At 50.6% G+C, this 17590-nt stretch carries 13 protein-coding genes and 1 pseudogene; 10 read left to right on the top strand and 4 right to left on the bottom strand.

Going from position 1 to position 17590, the window contains the following annotated elements; translation table 11 throughout:
• Nucleotides 1-208 precede the first annotated feature (208 nt).
• The 3 genes and pseudogenes from EB809_RS19920 (at nucleotide 209) to EB809_RS19910 (ending at nucleotide 3372) form a co-directional block, all read left to right on the top strand.
• Nucleotides 209-469, top strand: coding sequence for an accessory factor UbiK family protein (locus tag EB809_RS19920; RefSeq protein ID WP_123636609.1), 261 nt, complete (start codon nucleotides 209-211; stop codon nucleotides 467-469).
• Between the two features lie 78 nt (nucleotides 470-547).
• A pseudogene (locus EB809_RS19915) lies at nucleotides 548-1393 on the top strand (YifB family Mg chelatase-like AAA ATPase); the annotation flags it as partial.
• 77 nt (nucleotides 1394-1470) lie between these two features.
• A complete protein-coding gene (locus EB809_RS19910; RefSeq protein ID WP_123636607.1) occupies nucleotides 1471-3372 on the top strand; it encodes a hypothetical protein in 1902 nt (633 codons plus the stop codon).
• 182 nt (nucleotides 3373-3554) lie between these two features.
• Here the strand turns inward: EB809_RS19910 and EB809_RS19905 are convergent, their stop codons facing one another.
• Entirely contained in the window at nucleotides 3555-6854 is a 3300-nt protein-coding gene (locus tag EB809_RS19905; protein ID WP_123636606.1) for a VPA1262 family protein, read from the bottom strand.
• Nucleotides 6855-8558: 1704 nt separating this feature from the next.
• Nucleotides 8559-9323 (bottom strand): HNH endonuclease family protein, encoded by a 765-nt coding sequence (locus EB809_RS19900; protein WP_123636605.1) that lies wholly within the window; start codon nucleotides 9321-9323, stop codon nucleotides 8559-8561.
• A gap of 134 nt (nucleotides 9324-9457) precedes the next feature.
• Between EB809_RS19900 and EB809_RS19895 the strand changes: the two genes are divergently transcribed.
• Nucleotides 9458-10570: a three-Cys-motif partner protein TcmP gene (locus EB809_RS19895; RefSeq protein ID WP_123636604.1), complete on the top strand. Its 1113-nt coding sequence runs from the start codon at nucleotides 9458-9460 to the stop codon at nucleotides 10568-10570.
• Here EB809_RS19895 and EB809_RS19890 read toward each other — a convergent pair.
• On the bottom strand, nucleotides 10567-10845 hold the full coding sequence (locus tag EB809_RS19890) for a hypothetical protein (RefSeq protein ID WP_123636603.1): 279 nt from the start codon (nucleotides 10843-10845) through the stop codon (nucleotides 10567-10569). The genes EB809_RS19895 and EB809_RS19890 overlap by 4 nt on opposite strands.
• A 142-nt stretch (nucleotides 10846-10987) precedes the next feature.
• Between EB809_RS19890 and EB809_RS19885 the strand changes: the two genes are divergently transcribed.
• From EB809_RS19885 to EB809_RS19865, 5 genes are all read left to right on the top strand, one after another.
• Nucleotides 10988-11737, top strand: coding sequence for a DUF5131 family protein (locus EB809_RS19885; protein WP_123636602.1), 750 nt, complete (start codon nucleotides 10988-10990; stop codon nucleotides 11735-11737).
• A 62-nt stretch (nucleotides 11738-11799) separates the two neighbouring features.
• Nucleotides 11800-13056 (top strand): three-Cys-motif partner protein TcmP, encoded by a 1257-nt coding sequence (locus tag EB809_RS19880; protein ID WP_123636601.1) that lies wholly within the window; start codon nucleotides 11800-11802, stop codon nucleotides 13054-13056.
• Nucleotides 13057-13255: 199 nt separating this feature from the next.
• On the top strand, nucleotides 13256-13459 hold the full coding sequence (locus EB809_RS19875) for a hypothetical protein (RefSeq protein ID WP_223808055.1): 204 nt from the start codon (nucleotides 13256-13258) through the stop codon (nucleotides 13457-13459).
• Between the two features lie 43 nt (nucleotides 13460-13502).
• Nucleotides 13503-14252, top strand: a complete 750-nt coding sequence (locus EB809_RS19870) for a hypothetical protein (RefSeq protein WP_123636599.1) — start codon at nucleotides 13503-13505, stop codon at nucleotides 14250-14252.
• Nucleotides 14253-14806: 554 nt separating this feature from the next.
• A complete protein-coding gene (locus EB809_RS19865) occupies nucleotides 14807-16201 on the top strand; it encodes a hypothetical protein (RefSeq protein ID WP_123636598.1) in 1395 nt (464 codons plus the stop codon).
• A gap of 47 nt (nucleotides 16202-16248) precedes the next feature.
• On the opposite strand, the gene EB809_RS19860 is transcribed toward EB809_RS19865, so the two are convergent.
• Nucleotides 16249-16986, bottom strand: a complete 738-nt coding sequence (locus tag EB809_RS19860; RefSeq protein ID WP_123636597.1) for a hypothetical protein — start codon at nucleotides 16984-16986, stop codon at nucleotides 16249-16251.
• A gap of 244 nt (nucleotides 16987-17230) precedes the next feature.
• Here EB809_RS19860 and EB809_RS19855 point away from each other — a divergent pair, with 244 nt between their 5' ends.
• On the top strand, nucleotides 17231-17455 hold the full coding sequence (locus EB809_RS19855) for a hypothetical protein (protein ID WP_123636596.1): 225 nt from the start codon (nucleotides 17231-17233) through the stop codon (nucleotides 17453-17455).
• Nucleotides 17456-17590 lie beyond the last annotated feature (135 nt).

Raw genomic sequence — 17590 nt, 5'->3', positions numbered from 1 at the left:
GGTGTGCCAACGCAAAAATTACCCTTTAAAACAGTGAATTACTTGAGCCTGGCCCTCATTTGGGTCACGCGCTTGCCTTACTATGGTGCGCACTGATCCGTAACGTACCGGATTGGTGCGCCATTTCGGTGCGCGCGGGGCCGGCCTTGTATCACCACGATTATGGTACACTTTTACGGCCATGCCTTGGGAGCCACAGAGGTCGATCTTGAAAACACCACAGGAATTATTTGCACAGCTGCAGGGGCAGGTTGGTCAGTTCGTCCCCGATATGGCCAAAGCCGCCCGGGACGATTTTGAACAGCACGCCCGCGCCACGGTTCTGTCCGTCCTTGCACGGCTGGATCTGGTGACCCGCGAGGAGTTCGATGCCCAGCAGGCGGTGCTTCTGCGCACGCGGGAAAAGGTCGAAGCGCTGGAGAAGCAGGTTGCTGAACTGGAACAGCGACTGAACAGCGAAAAGGCCTGACTCATGCAGTGATGGCAGGACGCCGTCACTGTCGCGCCTCGCGTCGAACCCACTCAGTCAACACCATGGAAGGTTGTCATGCTTGCCATTGTCCACACCCGCGCCCGCCTGGGCGTGTCCGCCCCGTCCGTCACCGTCGAGATCCATCTTTCCAACGGTCTGCCGTCCCTGTCGATCGTCGGATTGCCGGAAACCGCTGTTCGTGAAAGCAAGGATCGCGTGCGCAGTGCGCTGATGAACGCGGGCTTCGAATTTCCCACCCGCCGTATCACGATCAATCTGGCGCCGGCCGACCTGCCCAAAGAGGGTGGGCGTTTTGACCTGCCGATCGCGCTGGGCATCCTGGCCGCATCCGGGCAGGTGCCGTCCGAGCGCCTGCAGCAACTGGAGTGCCTGGGCGAACTGGCCCTGGATGGTGCCCTGCGGCCGGTGCGCGGCGTGTTGCCTGCCGTCATGGCGGCCAGGGAGGAAGGACGCCAACTGTTGATCCCGGCGGGCAATGCCGAAGAGGCGTCGTTGGCGGCCGAGGACGATGTGTTCGCCGCCGGCCATTTGATGGATGTGGTGGCCCACCTGTGCGGCGATCAGCCGCTCTCGCCCCTGGAGCGGTGCCCGGAACCGGACCTGGATATCGGCTGCCCGGACCTCCGGGATGTGCGCGGCCAGCATGTGCCCAAACGGGCGCTGGAGGTGGCCGCGGCCGGCAATCACAATCTGCTTTTATTTGGCCCGCCGGGAACCGGCAAGAGCATGCTGGCCAGCCGGATGCCCGGTATCCTGCCGCCGCTGGATGACAATGCCGCGCTCGAAGTGGCCAGCGTGCGTTCGGTGGCGGGGGAATCCCCGGCTCCGGAGAGCTGGCGACGCCCACCGTATCGGGCTCCTCATCACACGGCTTCCGCCGTGGCGCTGGTGGGCGGTGGTGTAAGTTCCGTAGTTATTTGCAACTGACTGATGAAAAGTGAGATTCTTCCGTCGGTATATGCGAATCGGCGGTGGTGATGTCAAAAAAGGCACAGGTTTACGAAAGTTTACGAGCGCATGATGGTTACTGGCGTGTTGATGGCATTGGTCCTATTAGTGACGCTGGTCAGTTGGGAAACAGAACTAGCCTACATCTGACCCAGGTTAGAAATCCTCTCGAGTACAACCCATACATAAAAAGTGAAGGACCGAATCGGAATTCCAAGTCTATAGCCGTTTCGATGCCGATTGCGGCTTTGGCGGCTTTCAGCATAGGCAGTGTATGGCATAAGGGCAGGATGGTTTTCTCGTCTGATAGCCCAAAATATCATTATCGAGAGAAAACACGTTTTCGCCTGAGAGCCGGGTTAGCAAATTACGTCTCGTTGGACGAACCAGTTGCTCTTGACGGTCGTCAATTCGATACCGCACTCCCCCTTGATCAATTCCCATACGGTTCTAATGCTGATGATGTTCGCAGGAACATTCATTGCGTGGTCCCGGTCTCTGACAGCAAAATGACGGATTATTTGGTGATCCCATGCATTGAAATGCTGCGACTGTACTACGGAGTTTCATCGAGACTCTTATCTTCCGTAGTTCGAGGAGAAACTAATTTCTATGTGGACTGGGAGTCTTCCGAGGTTTCAGACGGCGTACCTAATTTAAAACTGAACTATCGGCTCAGTAAGCTTGAAATGATTGTTTTGGCTCGGGCCATGATGTCCCGTTTCGCTTGGAAAAAGTTGCAGGGAGTCCATCAGCATCTTTCGGTGATCAAGTTGAACAATCAAAGCCAGAATGCAGAGGGGGCGAAGGATCTGTCGCTGAAAGTTGAGTTCCCTTTTAGTGATGAAACGTCTCTGGAGCTTTCAGGAAAGCGATTCAAGTTGGCCGAAGCATCCGGCAGCAGTCGCGCTGTCTGGGGACTCTATGTCATGCAAATCCACGACTGTTCCCATGAGTTTCCAGAGACCGTTCGATTCACCCGTGACGATTTCTTATGCTCTCCACCGCCTCTAGAAGATGAAGCAGAGTTAGACGGGTTGCAGATCGGGGACCCTGATCCCGATGATGTGGACGATTTGAGTGTAATAGATGGGCCCGCAGACGCCCGGATTAAACGTCTCGCAATTATCGAGCCGGGGGGACGCCTATCCGGAGCGCTAAAAACCAAATTTGAGAAGCGTTCAAATCTCACCATAGGAAAAAGACAGACGGGACGTGCAACCAATGAGATCGGTGTCGAGGCGGGAACATTCGGTGACGGCCATTACGGTGCTGATGGCGAGGGTAAACTTGGATTAACAGCGTTTCGGCATTTAAGCGATGACTTTACGGACACTCTAAAACCTTTTGAAGAGATGATCGAAGATTTCGCTCGACGAGCGAGGGAGCAAGGTTGGTCCGTAGGCGTTCCATCTTTTCTTGCTCAATTTGGAGAACGTTATCTTTCATTACCTCAGAAGGTTGGCCCAAAACGAGGCTGGCACCTGATGGACAAGAAACAGGTGTCAGGCAGAACTCGGCGCGTTGCGGTAGTGGAAGTGAAATTGAACGAAAATGCACACGTCTACCTGCTAGAACTTGAGCTTCGCCCAGGCGATAAATGTCAGTCCACCAGCTTAGTGTATCGAAATGATCTTATTCCGTTGAAAAGGAAGGATTTAGACGAGTATTTGTATATATCCTGTTTTAAGAGAAGGTTGGCGATAAAGTCTGACAAGTTTAAAGAGAAGAAAATTCACGATCGGTCGTCTGTGTTATTCAGTACCCATACGTCGCACAGAATTAAGCATCACCCAGCAGACAAGGATCTTATAGAGCAAGCCAAACGTCAGGTAGGGGCGCAGGCCGCGGTTACGAGGTTTTGTATAAATCTAGAAGCTTGGGCGACTTCTATGGTCAACATTATTGGCGAGCATTTTCCAGAAGTTTGATTGAAACGGTTTTTTGGTGCACGAATTATAACGATCTCGCTGTTCTTTAATAGTTCGATCCCTGTAGCTGAAGCTATGGAGTCAGTGTTAATAGCTGGATAGGCGTTCTGGCGTCAGCGCGGCGTGTCCACGCTGACACGATTAAGGAACGACCAATTGCCATAAAGCTCTCGAGCGGTGCTCTATTTCTGGATAGCGTTCTCGAGGGCCTTACATAGTGGGTGTGAGCGGAGCTGTCTTGGATCATCGAATGCATACTCAAACAGGTCTTCGCTCCCAATTGTGGTTCGGTAATCTGGAGATTGACGCCTCATAAGTTTGCTGCAATTTTCCATTAATAGCGTCAGCTGTCCGGCCGCGGGGAGACACGCAAATGTATTCAAACGGTTGGCCAAGGCATAGATCCAGGCATTCACTTGCTGCGCACGATGGTTCGCCCGGAAGTTTACTTGGGTGGACATTGGGGTACGGATAGTTCGAGCTAGCTTTTTGAAAATTTGTTGGATTTTCGGGAGCAACCCTACTTGTTCATCATCCGTTAGGAATCCAAACACAATAGCGAGCTCGTTGATGAACTCGCCATCGCTTGCTGTTACGAACGACAGGTGTTTATCGCTACTTAGCGTGGAATTCCACTGGGTCAAGAGATCCTCCAACCATAGCTTAGCAACTTGGTAAGGGTTGACGATTTTTTTACCTATCAGCGGTGCGAGCAGGGTTTCAAAAATCCATGGAGTCGGATGATATAGAGTGCCTAGAGGCCCGCGGATTAGGTTAGTAAGGTCCTGTAAATACTGATCGCTCATCGGTTCTGATATCGACGAAGTGAGACGACCAACCAGGTTTTGCTGGCAATCCGGCCAAACACTTATTGTCTTGCCAATTAGCCAGCACAGGACTATTACCCGATCCCTATTGGGCAAGCTCTCAATCGGAGCTAAGGCTTTCTCTGTGGGGTTCCCTTGGATTAGCTCGACTTTTACTCCGTTTAGACCAATCCATTGGTTGATCGGGCAGTCGGTTGCCAACAAAGCCTCTATGCCAGGTTTTGTCTTGCCGAAGTGAATATAAGTGCAAATATAACGAAGAGCAGTAGTTATTAGCGCTCCTCGGCGAGACCGAAGGTTACGGCTTCCTCCGTTATTCTTTACCCAGTCTTTGATTTGATTGCTGAGCCAGGACGCTAGGGCATTTGGTGCCTTTTGCCACAAGATGGCGATGGCATAGTAATCCCCATATCCGACTGTTGGTGGAGAGTAATAAAAAATTTGTTCTGGAGCTTGTTGCAGTTTAAGAAGGTCTTCCAAGTTTTGGTTGAAATACACGTTTAGGTCTACACGAGGCTCAGAGGTTTTCCGAGCGGGGAGACCACCTTCTCTATCTGGATTGAGATGCTGCACAAGACGTTGCTCAAACGCTGAGTCGAGATGGGCATCTCCTCGAATGGTCAGCTCATCTCCAAAGCGTGAATGCGCCAGAAACATGCCCATAGCATCCCACATGCCGTGGAACGGCTCGAGGTCGAAGCCCTTGGTCCAGAAATCGCTGGGTGGCTCGCATAATTCAGCGTCGTTTATATGCGTTCCCGCAAGCAAATCGTAATCTTTCAATGCTTCAGTCAGGTTGTGTCCTGAAAGCCCCCTAAGTTCTTTGCTACCCATCCACCAGGCGAGAACATCACCGGAGTGTTGCATTTCAATTGGGCTCAAATCGTCGGTCGCGGTTTGAGGCTTACCGCCATCCTTAACGTCTGAATCGAAAATAATCTGGTGTTCGGAGCCTTCCACTATTCCATCCATGTAGTCGAGAACCCCAGGCAAGATATCTGCAGGAATGGGCGTTACCAGCAAAGGGTGATTCTCGTTAGCCATCTGAATGGAGTTGGATAGCTGATAGCCAGCCGTGGGTAGTCCACTCGGCGAACGAATCAAAATCATTCGATCATGAAGCTTTTCGTGGGGCAGCGTAATTACACGCAAGCGCACGTTTCCAAAAGATGAGCGACCCCAATCTTGGCATCTTTGGAGTAGGTTTTGGATGCGCTGTTGTCGTGCAACTTCACCGGTACAAGAATCCTCACCATTGTTGGATTGCTTCTCAGAGGTGAATATTAGGTAATCGCCCTGAGAAGCTCCCATTCGATGTAGAAGTTCAACGCCAACATCTTCCATGAAAGGGTCGAACCATGCGATTTGGGCTTTCTTATGGTCGGCAAATACCTTGCGCAGCCATTCGACTAAATCCAATCGACTCATCCCCTTGCTGTCGGACAGCTTGGGGAAAAAGCGTGCCGTGGATCTGGGCGGCAACAACGACCCTAAAGACGAGGCAATATCGCGATTGATCCCGACCCACGGATCTCGTTTATGCCCACCAATCACTGAGTTTGATTCAGTCGATGAACGTTGAAGCGTGTTAACGGCATCAAGCTGCTTCCTGGCGTGTTTGGGTACTTGCTTTTTGAGCCAGTCGAACTTGCCTTCAACCCGAGTATTGGACAGTACGTTGATGTTTGAATGGATAGTGCGAACGAACAGATTCCCAACTTGCAAGCACAAGAATGCTTCTTCGCTGTTGTCTGGACGGGCGAATACCTCCAAAGTCATCGCCGTCGCTCGCTCTTCTTTGAATGAGCACACGTTGAATTTGACCGTAGCTGGGAAGGAGGCATCCTTCTTCACGGTTGCGACGTGGCTAGACTGAATGGCCCCGTCACTGAATGCTTTAAAAACTACGAGTAACTCGGTCGGCTCATGTGTAAAGGGCTCGATAATTTCCAGCTCTGCATGTTCACTCTTCGCACTCAAACAATATTTAGCGCGCTCAGACTGGTTTAGCGTTGGCGCACAAAGAATCTCGAAGTCCCCGAGGCGCCAAGAATCTTGGGAAGTAAATGCCATGCCCGTCTCGGCATCCAAACGGTTACATGCCATTCGGAAAATGCTGCTGAGGTCTTTTGCCTCGAACTTCTGAAGTAGCGCACTTTTATCCAATGGCGATACAGCGCTGCTGTCAAAACTAATGTCATCTCGTGGGCTCAGCCGCTGATTTATCGAACGATAGTAATCTCGTGCTGGTAAATGCATGGTTGGGCGGATGCATACCTCTGGGCCAAGGCCAACCGCCTTAAATACATCGCTGATGTCGGTGCCGACTCGGATGACGCCATCGACACTTGCCTCAAACAATGTCTTTCCGGCAACTAGACTGACGGTGAACTTTCGTAAGGAGTCGGCGGAAACATATGCGATAAACGAGAGGAGGCGGACACGTTTCCCGCTTGGCAGCGTTGTGAACTTGCCCCTGAGTGATCCCTTCCATTCACTCGAAATATGATCTGCCTGCAGTGCACGGCCATAGAACCATCGAATAGAAGTCTCCGATTCGTATCGAAACTCCAGCAGCCACAGCTGGATAGCGCTGGCCTGGCCGTTTTTATGAAATAGATCATGAAACCGGGCATCAGCAATCAGTTGTTCCAAGTCCTGTCTCATCAGTCCTCCGTTTCGTTGAGCAGGAGAGTGTTAGTGCTCACCCACACAAATTCCCTGGCTCGACTCTGGCTGTCTTGTGAAGGCTGCTTGGTACGAAAAGTCTTTGGCACCTGTGTCGTGGGACCGGATCTTAGTTGAACTTTCTTGCGCGAAACCGGCAAAGAATTTTTGTTTTCCCCGCGCCTTTACAAGGGAGTGGACCGACAGTTGAGTCTGGTCGGCCGATAAAACTTAGTGTCTCAAGTTGAATTGATCAATCTCATTTGGCAGCAGTTGTTAGGCAATGAGCGGCGGGGGGATTTTAGATGCGACAGAGGAATGCGCCGTACCGCTCGATATTCCGTAGTTGGAAGAGCGGAGTTTTCGGGAACTGATCAACTCTTACATTGAAAAGATGGTGGGTGATAGCCTTCGGGGCTGTGGCCAGTGATTTGTATAACTTGCTGGGGGCTCTAGAAAAAGAAAAACCAGCGCCCACTTGTAGTGGAGCAACTGGTTGGTCCTTTGTCCTCGGGGGGAGGCGGAATGCCAGCATGTCCCGAAGCGCACGGCAAAAGGTTAACCCAATCCCCTAATGTTCTCAATCTTGGTTTTTCGTCCTTGTCCGACGTTTGCTACGAGCCCCCAGGGCTCGGATGTCTCTCGCCTCACGCGGCCGGTTCAAAAAGGCATGAAGCTCTCTGTATTGGCGGTCGATGTCGTCCATCGAACGCGCTGCATTAGACGCTTCGATCTTTTCAAGCATTGTAGGCATGCAGCTCTCCCAGCGTGAACTCATAACGCCCTAGTCGCAGTGACGGATGTTCGCCTCCCGCAATTAGGTCCTCAGCAAGTGAACCAAGTAAACCAGCCCAATCGCGACTGCCGGGGCCAAGCCAATCACCAAAGCCATGTCTTGGTTGAGTTCCATCTGTGAGCTCCGAAAAGGATCAGAAGTAACTCCTTATCCTACTCCGTTAGGCTTTAATCGCAAAAAGCGTCGTTTGCAAAATTAGGAGCTGCGCTCAACTTTGATGGCCTCTGTTGTCGGGCCACGAGGAATCCATTTGGCGATCGTTGCGGCGCAGTTGTTCGACGCTGATTGCTATACTCCGTCAGTGATTACCATTCACACGCTGACGGCTAAGCTAATGAGTAAGAGCAATTTCAGGCACGAACGGATTGGCTGGCTCGGCGTGCTAAAAAGTAGCCTAATCCATCGACTGAGGACCTGACATTGATTGCGCAACCTCAGCTTGTTGCCACATTGCTTTTCGGGTTCCTTTTGCTGCTGGCCCCCATTGCTCATGGAGGGGCTGCTCGGACACCCGCCACTTTCTATTTTTCTCTTCATCACACAGATAGCAAAGCAACGTGCGAAGTTGATGGCTCTCCTGGCTATTCGGTTTCGAGAATGGGAGGTCTAGCGATTCCTAATCAACCACTGCTATGTACATTCTTAATCTGGCCAGATGACGGCCAGCCCGAGCCAAGGTTTTGTAGCTTGATGGGGGTAGATGAAGGCCTCTCATGTCATGTCCGAAACGGAGGCGACTATTGGTCTGTACGACTATCCACCGAGACCATTCCTTATGTAGGCGACTGTTCAGTCATATGTCTGGTCGACTGACCAAAACGCATGGCCCCATTCCTACAAAATCAACGGTATGAACTTGTAGTAGTGCTTTCAATCGTGAGGCATGTCCTCGCCGCTTATTGTCGACAGCTGGCTCGTAGCCGGTTCCAGCCATTCTGCTCCTGCGTTGAGAATTGGAGGGAATATTTGCTGACTATCCGGACAAAGCGCGCCACGTATTGACACTTTCCCCCAGGTGGAAGCCAGTCATTGGGCCCTTTTGCCCCTTTGCTGCGGTTCAATGAGGCTTCTACAGGCCATAGGTTAAAGGTGTCGTTGGCAAACTCCTGGCGCTCGAAGCTACTCCATTGAGAAGCGCCATGTCGCCAGGCCCAGGCTAGAGGGACGACATGATCAATATCGATGTTGGATGAGTTTTGAATAACCTGCCCAGTAAATGGGCTTATCCAACGGCCGGTAACGACTCGGCACCGTCTTTCTGTTGCGAATCGAACAGAGGTTATTGAGGCGTGTATTAAAGCTTCGGTGCGACTGTCCTGACAATCTCCGTCTGCATCGTCCCATCCGCTTCCAAAAGCGGCTCGCTGGTACCCTGATCCGTCGCTCTCCACGGACGACCGAGAGCTGCGTGCAGTGTTTACTCTGCGGTATTGGGTAAGCCGGCCTCCGTTCTCAATGCAGGATGAAAGCGATTCGAAACCCTTGTAATGCTTTATGCGCCCGTAGTAAGGGCTTTGTTTCGTATGGCAGATCCCTGAAGTCGACTGTTTTACAAGGTTTGACGGGCTTGCGGTCCCCGTATTGGGAAAGCCTGATATGGCAAGCAAAAACAGAAAGGCACGCAACGGACAAAAAATTGTACTGGGAGCGATGGTAGTCATTCTCTTTAATAGATTTAATTGATGGGCTTGGTTCCGTTATTCGGATATACCACGCATACGCGGATATTTTCAGTGTGTATGTTTTTGCTATAGTCCGAGGTAGTACGGGATGACAAACATTATAAGGAGCGGTTTTGGCTAAGCGGCAAGAAACTTTGTGGGAGCTTAACGAGCATTCTCTCGGGAAACACCTTGTTCTGAAGAGCTACATCAATGCATGGTTTCCCATCCTATCCAAGTACAATGGTCGTCTTCTCTTCATCGATGGGTTTGCCGGTCCTGGCGAATATAACAACGGCTACATCGGTTCTCCGCTTATCGCGCTTGACGCGGCGTTGAATCATCAGCACCAAGCAGTGCGGGAACAAGAAATCGTCTTCTTTTTTATCGAGAATGATAAAAAGAGATTGGACCATCTTAAATCATTGATTGAAGAAAGATATCCGAACTTGCCGTCAAATTTTAAGGTGCATTTCTCTGAAAGCAAGTTCGACGCTGCGATGACCCACCTTCTAGATTACATCGAAGAGCAAAATAAGAAGCTAGCACCTTGCTTCGCTATGATCGATCCATTTGGGGTATCAGATACCCCAATGTCTATTGTCCACCGCATTCTTAAAAACCCGAAGGCTGAAGTATATGTTTCGGTAATGTATGAGTACATCAACCGGTTTTTGGGTTCTCCTGAATTTGAGCCCCATTTGAACGAGCTTTTTGGCGGAAACGAGTGGGTACAAGCGAAGGCGATTGAGGACAAGCATGAGAAGAAGGAGTTCTTGTACCAGGTCTACAAATCGAAGTTGAAGGAGTCTCGGGCTACGAATGCAATTCATTTTGAGCTCTTCAAAGGGAATCGCCACGTTTACAGTATCTTCTTCGCGACCCAGTCCTGGATGGGTACTGACAAAATGAAATCCGCTATATGGAATATTGCCCCTGGCGGAGATTTTGTCTTTCGAGGCATGGCAAATAACGAATTGGATCTCGCATCACCTGACTATGGCCCATTAATCGACGCGATCGTCGAACAGTTTTCCGGACGGTGGGTGACACCGAGGCGGATCGCCGAGTTTGTTGGCTCCGATCGGACAGACTACCACTCATCCCAGTTCAAAAAGAACGCGCTAAAAGTCCTTGAAAAGGACGAGCGGCTCACTATTCATCCCGAAGATGCACATAAGCGTAAGAAGCGCTTCACTTATCGAGATGATATTCGACTGATGATTGATGCCGAACCCAGGGACTAGAAGGACGACGTTTTCCGAGCCTCACCAATGGCGCGGATGCACTGGGCCAAAGCCCGCGCATCTTCCTCGTCGCCATTCCAGACCTCTGCGAGCGCTTGCATCAACTCCGGACTAGTTCGAGGATCAATTGAGGCTGTCACGCCAAGGGAGTCCGCAATCTTCTGGATTTGTGCACTTTTCCTTTTCCAGCGGCGGCTGAGTATACGGCTAACAAGAGCTTGGTTTGTCTTTAGCTCTTTAGCGGCCTGGAGCTGAGTCATGGCATTGGCATCCATGAAACGCCTTAGGGATATGGAAAGTTCTTCGTGCATTTATTCAAATATTCGCGTTATCTAGAATAAGCGAATATGGTAGTATTTTGTTATGGGCACTGCTATCTGGTTTTCTATACAGTAGATTTCACATACGGAGGCGATCATGAGCAACAGGAGCTCCATTGAATGGACTGAACACACGTGGAATCCAATGACCGGATGCACCAAGGTATCGCCGGGCTGTAAGAACTGCTATGCAGAAGAGATGGCTAAGCGCTTACAGGCGATGGGAACTCCCGGATATGAAAACGGCTTTGAGCTGTCTCTACTAACAGAGCGGTTGGAGCAGCCTCTTCGGCGGAAGAAGCCGACAAAATACTTCGTTAATTCAATGAGTGACCTGTTCCACGAAGCAGTTCCTGATCAGTTCCTAGATCGAGTTTTCGATGTTATCTCCCGTACGCCTCAGCATACTTATCAGATCCTTACTAAGCGGGCTCAGCGAATGGCTGATTACTTTGAGGGAAGAAGCGCGCCGAAGAACGCCTGGCTGGGCGTTTCTGTGGAGGATCGGAAATACGGTGTACCTCGAATCGATTTAATCCGCCGGGTGCCAGCGACCGTCCGTTTCTTGTCTGTTGAGCCGCTGCTCGAAGATGTAGGAAAGCTAGACCTGACGAATATTCATTGGGTAATTGTCGGAGGTGAGTCTGGCCGCAAAGCGAGACCGCTGAGGGAGGAATGGGTAAACCGGATTCAGGTGCAATGCGAGGAACAGAACGTGGCGTTTTTCTTCAAGCAGTGGGGTACTTGGGGAGCCGATGGAAAGAAACGAAACAAGAAGGCCAATGGTCGTGAGTTTCAGGGGCGCGTGTGGGACGAAATGCCACGAATAGCTGCCGTGAATCTGTAGATGGTCCTGAGTGAAGCTATGATGTTAAGTTTCACTGAATCAGTTTCTAGAGAAGGATCTTTATGCCTGCCAAGAATGGCTATGACTGGAGTGATCTTTCAAACCCGCCTCATCTTGATCGACACAGTTCTGTAAAGCACGAAATAATTTGCGAGTATTTGAGTCGCTACATTGGCGTTTTTACAAAGAACCCAATGGTGGACAGATTTCGAATCAATTTGATTGACGGGTTTGCGGGAGGTGGCCGATATCGGTCTCTGGACAGCTCCGATATCTTGGCAGGATCGCCCATATTGCTTCTGCGCACGATGAAGGAAGCCGAGGCGAAAGTAAACGTTTCCAGACTCAAGCCGTTTTCAATCGATGCGCACTACTACTTTGTTGAGATTGATAAGGGGGCGGTCAACCATCTGGAACTTGCTCTTACCGAAGATGAGTTTGATCAGCAGCCCAATGTTCATGTGCTGCATAACGATTTCTTGCAAGCGTTACCCTCGATAGCCAAAGATATTCAATCAAGAAGTCGCAAGCCCAGGAATATATTCATACTGGATCAGTATGGGTATAAAGATGTGCCTCCAGCTACGATCAGAAAGATATTTGAGATGTTCCCAAGTGGAACAGAAGTTCTGCTTACGTTCTCCACGGACAGCCTGATTAATCACTTATCCGGGGATGCCGCCTGCGTAAAACGGCTTGAGAAATGCAATATGGAGGGCATCTTGAAGCACCCGGACCTCCAAAATGCTATAGAGGTCAAACAGAGCCGGCTGCTCATCGAGCAGTTACTCTACCAGGAAATACAAAGCCAGTGCGGCGCTTCGTTCTATACGCCGTTCTTCATTATGTCTCGCTCAAGCAACCGCGCTTATTGGTTGATTCACTTGTCCTCTCACCCTACTGCTCGCAATGAGATGCTCATGACGCATTGGCAGAGCCAGAATTCATTTGTCCACCATGGTGGACAGGGGCTGAGTATGATGCTGGGGTATGATCCGACCTTCGAGGCCGTAGCGGATCAGCAGACCTTCGATTTTTACTTTGACGATAACGCTGATCAGCGCGTGCTTGATGCATTGATGAGAGACATCCCCGAATTTATTGAGAGATCTCAATCGTTCACTGTCCAAGATCTCGTGTTCAAAACCTGCAATACCTCTCCGGCTACACTGGCTCAGTACAAAAGCGCGCTATTCCAGCTACAGCAGCACCAGGTCCTGAGAGTTATGACAGCGTCCGGACAAACGCGGCGCTCTGCGTCTGCCATCTCGTTTGATGATGGAATTATGATTGAGAGCCAGTTGCACTTCTTGCTTTGAAGTACCGTGATACTTGCTCGGAATGAGCCTTCTTAGGTCAAAAGTCTCAGCTGCTTTAGCGCCTCTTGGGATAGGGCGTCTGACGTCCCATTCCGATCTAGCAGGTGGGCGCATAGCTAATCTTGAAAACCGCTCTCTCGCTGCTATGTTTTCATTGTCGTTGAGCATTTACTGGATGGGAAAGGAGAGCCCCATGGGAATGAGTGATCAAGACTACGTGAACTTTTCACAAGATCATGAGCTCAACTATCGTTTGAGGAGACTTGGTAAACGTCAAACCGAGGACAATCGGGAGATGCTCAGGCGCATGGGAGAGGAGCTGAAGACTCAGGCTGGTAAGCCGCGTCTACAACACGGCGATTTCCATACCTACGCATCCAAGGAGAAGCGTCGGCTGGATTAATCTCACGTTGTTGCTTCGTGACTCTGCATAGGTAGCTCAAAGAATGAACGTCAATCATTTGCTGCGATCGGCAAGTACACAGGATGTGTACTCGAATGGCGGCGCAAGAATAATTCGCGAATCGCCGATTCAAACAAGTGCCAATAACAACGAATGCCCAGCGGTGGTCTATCATGGCCTTGAGTCGTCACCACCCGATGCGGGAGGCGTCGTTACAAATGTGTACAAGGCATCAACCGAAACCAACGAAGAAGCCAGCGCGCGCCTCTCAAGCGTTGTTAGGCTGATGTCTAACGACTTGGGCAATGCTTCAGCAGATCTAAAATACTCCTACGAAGCAGCGTTGGAGAGTTTGTCGCCCCACTTGGCTGAAAAAGGATGGGGTTTTTCGATTTCGGGAGGCGAGCTGAAAGTTATCGCCGGCTCAGAAACTTTATCCGAGCAGGAAATGGATTCCATTCGTGAAGCTTTACTTTCGACCGGAGTAAAATACGGTGCTGAAAGGGTATCCAGTACCGTCATCGAGGCTATTGAGTTGGATCGAGGGCCTGCCGGTGTAAGTAACGGCATTGGTCGCTATGATGTTTCTGATGGGAACTTCGGCGATGTCGTAGATCTCAGGCTATATCTCCAATCTCATGCTCTTGGAGGGCGGTACGGTCAGCACAGGGTGGACCCCTCTGACGCTGCCGGTCTTTTCTATACTGGGGGACAAGCGATGATGGACCAAATTGTTGCTAGAGCAGAAGAGAGCTTTGCCCGACCCTATAATTTCGGTCGAATTGAAGTATGACAGAAAGGGCCGAATTCTAGGCCCGGGTCCGTTGTTTTGCATCTATAGCCACGTTTGATGGGGCTTCTCCCACTAAACGGCACCCCTCTGCCTCAACCGGAGGCCCAATCAACGACGCCTGAGCTGACGCCATTGCCAGCTCGATGTTTCTTGAGAATCGATAGGATCACTGACGCGCCTTCTCCAAGCTGTTCATCTAAACATGCGGAATGAATCAAGCCACAAACAATTCAAGGGCATTCAGAGAGCCATCAGAAAGCTGCGCGGAAACCTGGAGGTTCTGAATCGACTGTCTCTGAACAACAGAACCCACTTGGAGAGGTTCGTGCGGGTAGCAAAGGATAAGAAGTGTAAAGGTGAGCAGTCGATATGAAATTGCGTGCCTAGGTACGTTTCTTCATGACGCTTACCGCGAGCTCTGAAGCATGCCGAATGCTTTGTTACGCTTGGCCTACAATGCGAAACGTTTTTTTGCACAGTATCGTTAGAGTCCTACTATTCTTTGTGCGATCGCATCCAGGATTGGTGCGGCAACATCGTACAAGGAGAAAACTGTGCAAAAAGTAAAACTGAGAACGGTATCTTGGTTAGTGGCCAGCGTGCTGGCGTCACCGTCCCTTTTCGCAACTACCTCTGTGCCTTTATCGGTAGCGCCAAGCTCCTTTAGTAAGGCGGAATTAGAGAAGTCCCCCGAACCTGTAGAGCTCGAAAAAAGCTACTACAACTTTGAGGCTATCCCTGTTGATTCTGTAAATGACGTCGAACCCGCTCCGGTTTCGGCATCTGCGTCTACACAAGAGCATTCGCTGCCGACAGCCTTAGTGACCGAAGCAAGTAGCATCACACCACTGTGTACGACTCTGTCGACCGGCACCTCTTACAATTTGAACGGAACGGAAACCGGCGGCACTTACTGCTATCACTTTCAGATAACCCAACGTGCGAAGACGACAATTTATCTGAGAGGACAGAGTGCCGATACCGATTTCGCGTTGTCGCTGCTGCGTCATGAAGCTGACGATTCACTCACAGTTTTGGGCACATCAGATCAGGCCGGTAACGCAGACGAAGGTGTTCTGGCTCTAACTGAACCAGGTGACTATTACTGGTATATGGAGGCCAACGCATCGGACGGGAGCGCTTTTCAATTTGGCTCGATCGTGAACACCAATGCTGATGCAAATGAGCTCAATGATACGGTAGGGCTCTCCACGACATTACCGGAAGGGCAGTCTATCGTTGAAGGCAATATGGACAGTGCACAAGACGTGGACTACTTCCATTATGAGGCGACAAATGGCCAAGACGTACTGTTGCGCTTGAATGATGATTTTGGCCAAGGAGAGTGGGTTGCGGAGTATTTTAGCGGCACCTCATGGTTGAGCTTTTCCCCAAACCAGACGTACAACATCTCGGGCTTGCCCGCGCCGTTCACCTTGCATATCCGGGTGTATCCGAACTCAAGCGCAACGCTAAACCCTGCGCACTCTTATCAGCTTATTGCAGGCACCAAGGTCGCTTCTTCTGATATGGCCGATGCTGATACTACGGAAAATATCGTCAGACTCGGCCTCAACGACTGGAGCCCCTATCTGACCACTCAGGTGCATAACGAGATGAACTGGCGTCTTCGAGTGCTCGATTCTCTGGGTAACCCCGTTCCAGGTGCTGTGGTGAGGTTTCGATACTACACCGAGGATATTCCAGTGACGATGGATACCGCTGTTAGTGGCATCACCGGGATTGCATCAGGAACGGTGGCGCTTCCGGATTGTGACGGTAACCATCAGGTTACGCATGTGAGTGGGGGAAACACTTGGAAGACAGAGTTTGATGAAGGATTTTGGGATATGAAGGTCGATTATGCGGATCCTCTCGAAGTAGGTGTCGGTGGCGACAATTACCCCAACGTTCGGATTGGACACATTTGTAAGCAAACGCTTCAGTAAGGCATGAATGGGCCCGGTATCCCGGGCCCAATTTCACAGCAGTTTAACTAACGACCTTTATAGAGGAAGGTTTCATCCGCTTTAGCGGCCACCTGATCCATGATTCCAGTACCGGCGCCAAAATAGCGTGCTTGTATGTCATTCGGATTCACGATCCCTTTCCCATACTTGCCCCCGACTTGATAGTCCTCCATGAATGATCGCAAATCCACGACGTCCGCAAAATTAGACTGATTGACGTCAAAACGACCAATGCTGCGACTCAAGCCGTTGGGGCTGCGCTCAGTTTCAATCATTTCAATGACCGCATTCGCCACGGACTGAGCAGCATATTCGACACCGGCACCTTTGAGAGCATCGGTTATCTGCGAGCGTTCTTCGTCGCTCAGGCTATCGGAGCCTTCGATAACTTGAAGCTCTCCATCTTGGATGGAGAATCCCCAGTCTTTATCTCGGAGCCCCTGTGACAGGCTTTCAACGCCGGATAAATATCCCAGTTCCAAGTCGACCGAGCGTTCCGCAATTCCGAAGCCGAAGAGCTCCTGCACTCGGTTGTAACGCGCGTTCATCGTTTCAGGATCTTCAACGTTCTCATTGATGACGGCTTTTATGTCATAGGTGCCATAATTCGCCGGCAAGACGGGGTCATCTTTATGATAAATCGTTGACGCAATTTGCTGAGGCTGTGGTTGCTCTCCTTGGCCGTCGACCTTCGTGACGCGAGCATTGCCATTATCAAAGAGCTTTTGCTGTCCTTGCACTGAAGTGAGTGAATCTATTTTCATCCTTGTGGTCTCCTTGTGCCATATGCAGAGTATCGGCATGCGCTCGGGTAACTTTAGACTCTGAGTATCCATAGTAGAAGAATGTTGGGCCCGTCAGGGCATACATGCACCGGAGAGATATCTCGCGTACGATATTTCCTACAAATCAGGCAGCTGAGACTGCTAAACATGTGTTACGCGCCTAGTAAACTGCCTGACTCAGCTCTGATTGGATTGTGATGACAGGCCGTGAAGGCGGCTATATATGAAACCGCCGTTTGGGGGCCTGGAAGTGCTTATATTGACGCTCGACGAAATGGAAAAGCTCCACATTGGGGCTGACGTGACGATCCAGTTTGAGCGCCGGAAGCGTCCTGCAGTAGTTGAAGGCGCTAAACGATTGAAAAGTCGTCAAGTCCAGGTTCGGATTGATGCACCGGAAGAGGTATTCGTTATTCGTGAAGAGCTGGATGAGCGAGGTAATCGGTAAAGCTTTCAGTGAAGTGGACCCCGAAATTTGGACAGGTGCCTAAGCTCTGATTCATCATCTCCACAAGGAGGAGAATCATGAGCAAGAAACGCAAGCAATACAGCGCATCATTCAAATCCAAAGTCGCCCTGGCCG

The sequence above is a fragment of the Marinobacter sp. R17 genome (assembly GCF_003789045.1).
GTDB lineage: Bacteria > Pseudomonadota > Gammaproteobacteria > Pseudomonadales > Oleiphilaceae > Marinobacter_A > Marinobacter_A mangrovi.
The sequence above is the reverse complement of the archived record's forward strand: the minus strand, read 5'-3'. Positions and strand labels throughout refer to the sequence as shown.

What these genes read in the sequence shown, in the direction of transcription:
- EB809_RS19855 (WP_123636596.1), top strand. Translation starts at nt 17,231, where the DNA reads ATGAAACCGCCGTTTGGGGGCCTGGAAGTGCTTATATTGACGCTCGAC.
- EB809_RS19870 (WP_123636599.1), top strand. Translation starts at nt 13,503, where the DNA reads ATGAACGTCAATCATTTGCTGCGATCGGCAAGTACACAGGATGTGTAC.
- EB809_RS19875 (WP_223808055.1), top strand. Translation starts at nt 13,256, where the DNA reads ATGAGTGATCAAGACTACGTGAACTTTTCACAAGATCATGAGCTCAAC.
- EB809_RS19860 (WP_123636597.1), bottom strand. Translation starts at nt 16,986, where the DNA reads ATGAAAATAGATTCACTCACTTCAGTGCAAGGACAGCAAAAGCTCTTT.
- EB809_RS19900 (WP_123636605.1), bottom strand. Translation starts at nt 9,323, where the DNA reads ATGACTACCATCGCTCCCAGTACAATTTTTTGTCCGTTGCGTGCCTTT.
- EB809_RS19880 (WP_123636601.1), top strand. Translation starts at nt 11,800, where the DNA reads ATGCCTGCCAAGAATGGCTATGACTGGAGTGATCTTTCAAACCCGCCT.
- EB809_RS19890 (WP_123636603.1), bottom strand. Translation starts at nt 10,845, where the DNA reads ATGGATGCCAATGCCATGACTCAGCTCCAGGCCGCTAAAGAGCTAAAG.
- EB809_RS19910 (WP_123636607.1), top strand. Translation starts at nt 1,471, where the DNA reads ATGTCAAAAAAGGCACAGGTTTACGAAAGTTTACGAGCGCATGATGGT.
- EB809_RS19885 (WP_123636602.1), top strand. Translation starts at nt 10,988, where the DNA reads ATGAGCAACAGGAGCTCCATTGAATGGACTGAACACACGTGGAATCCA.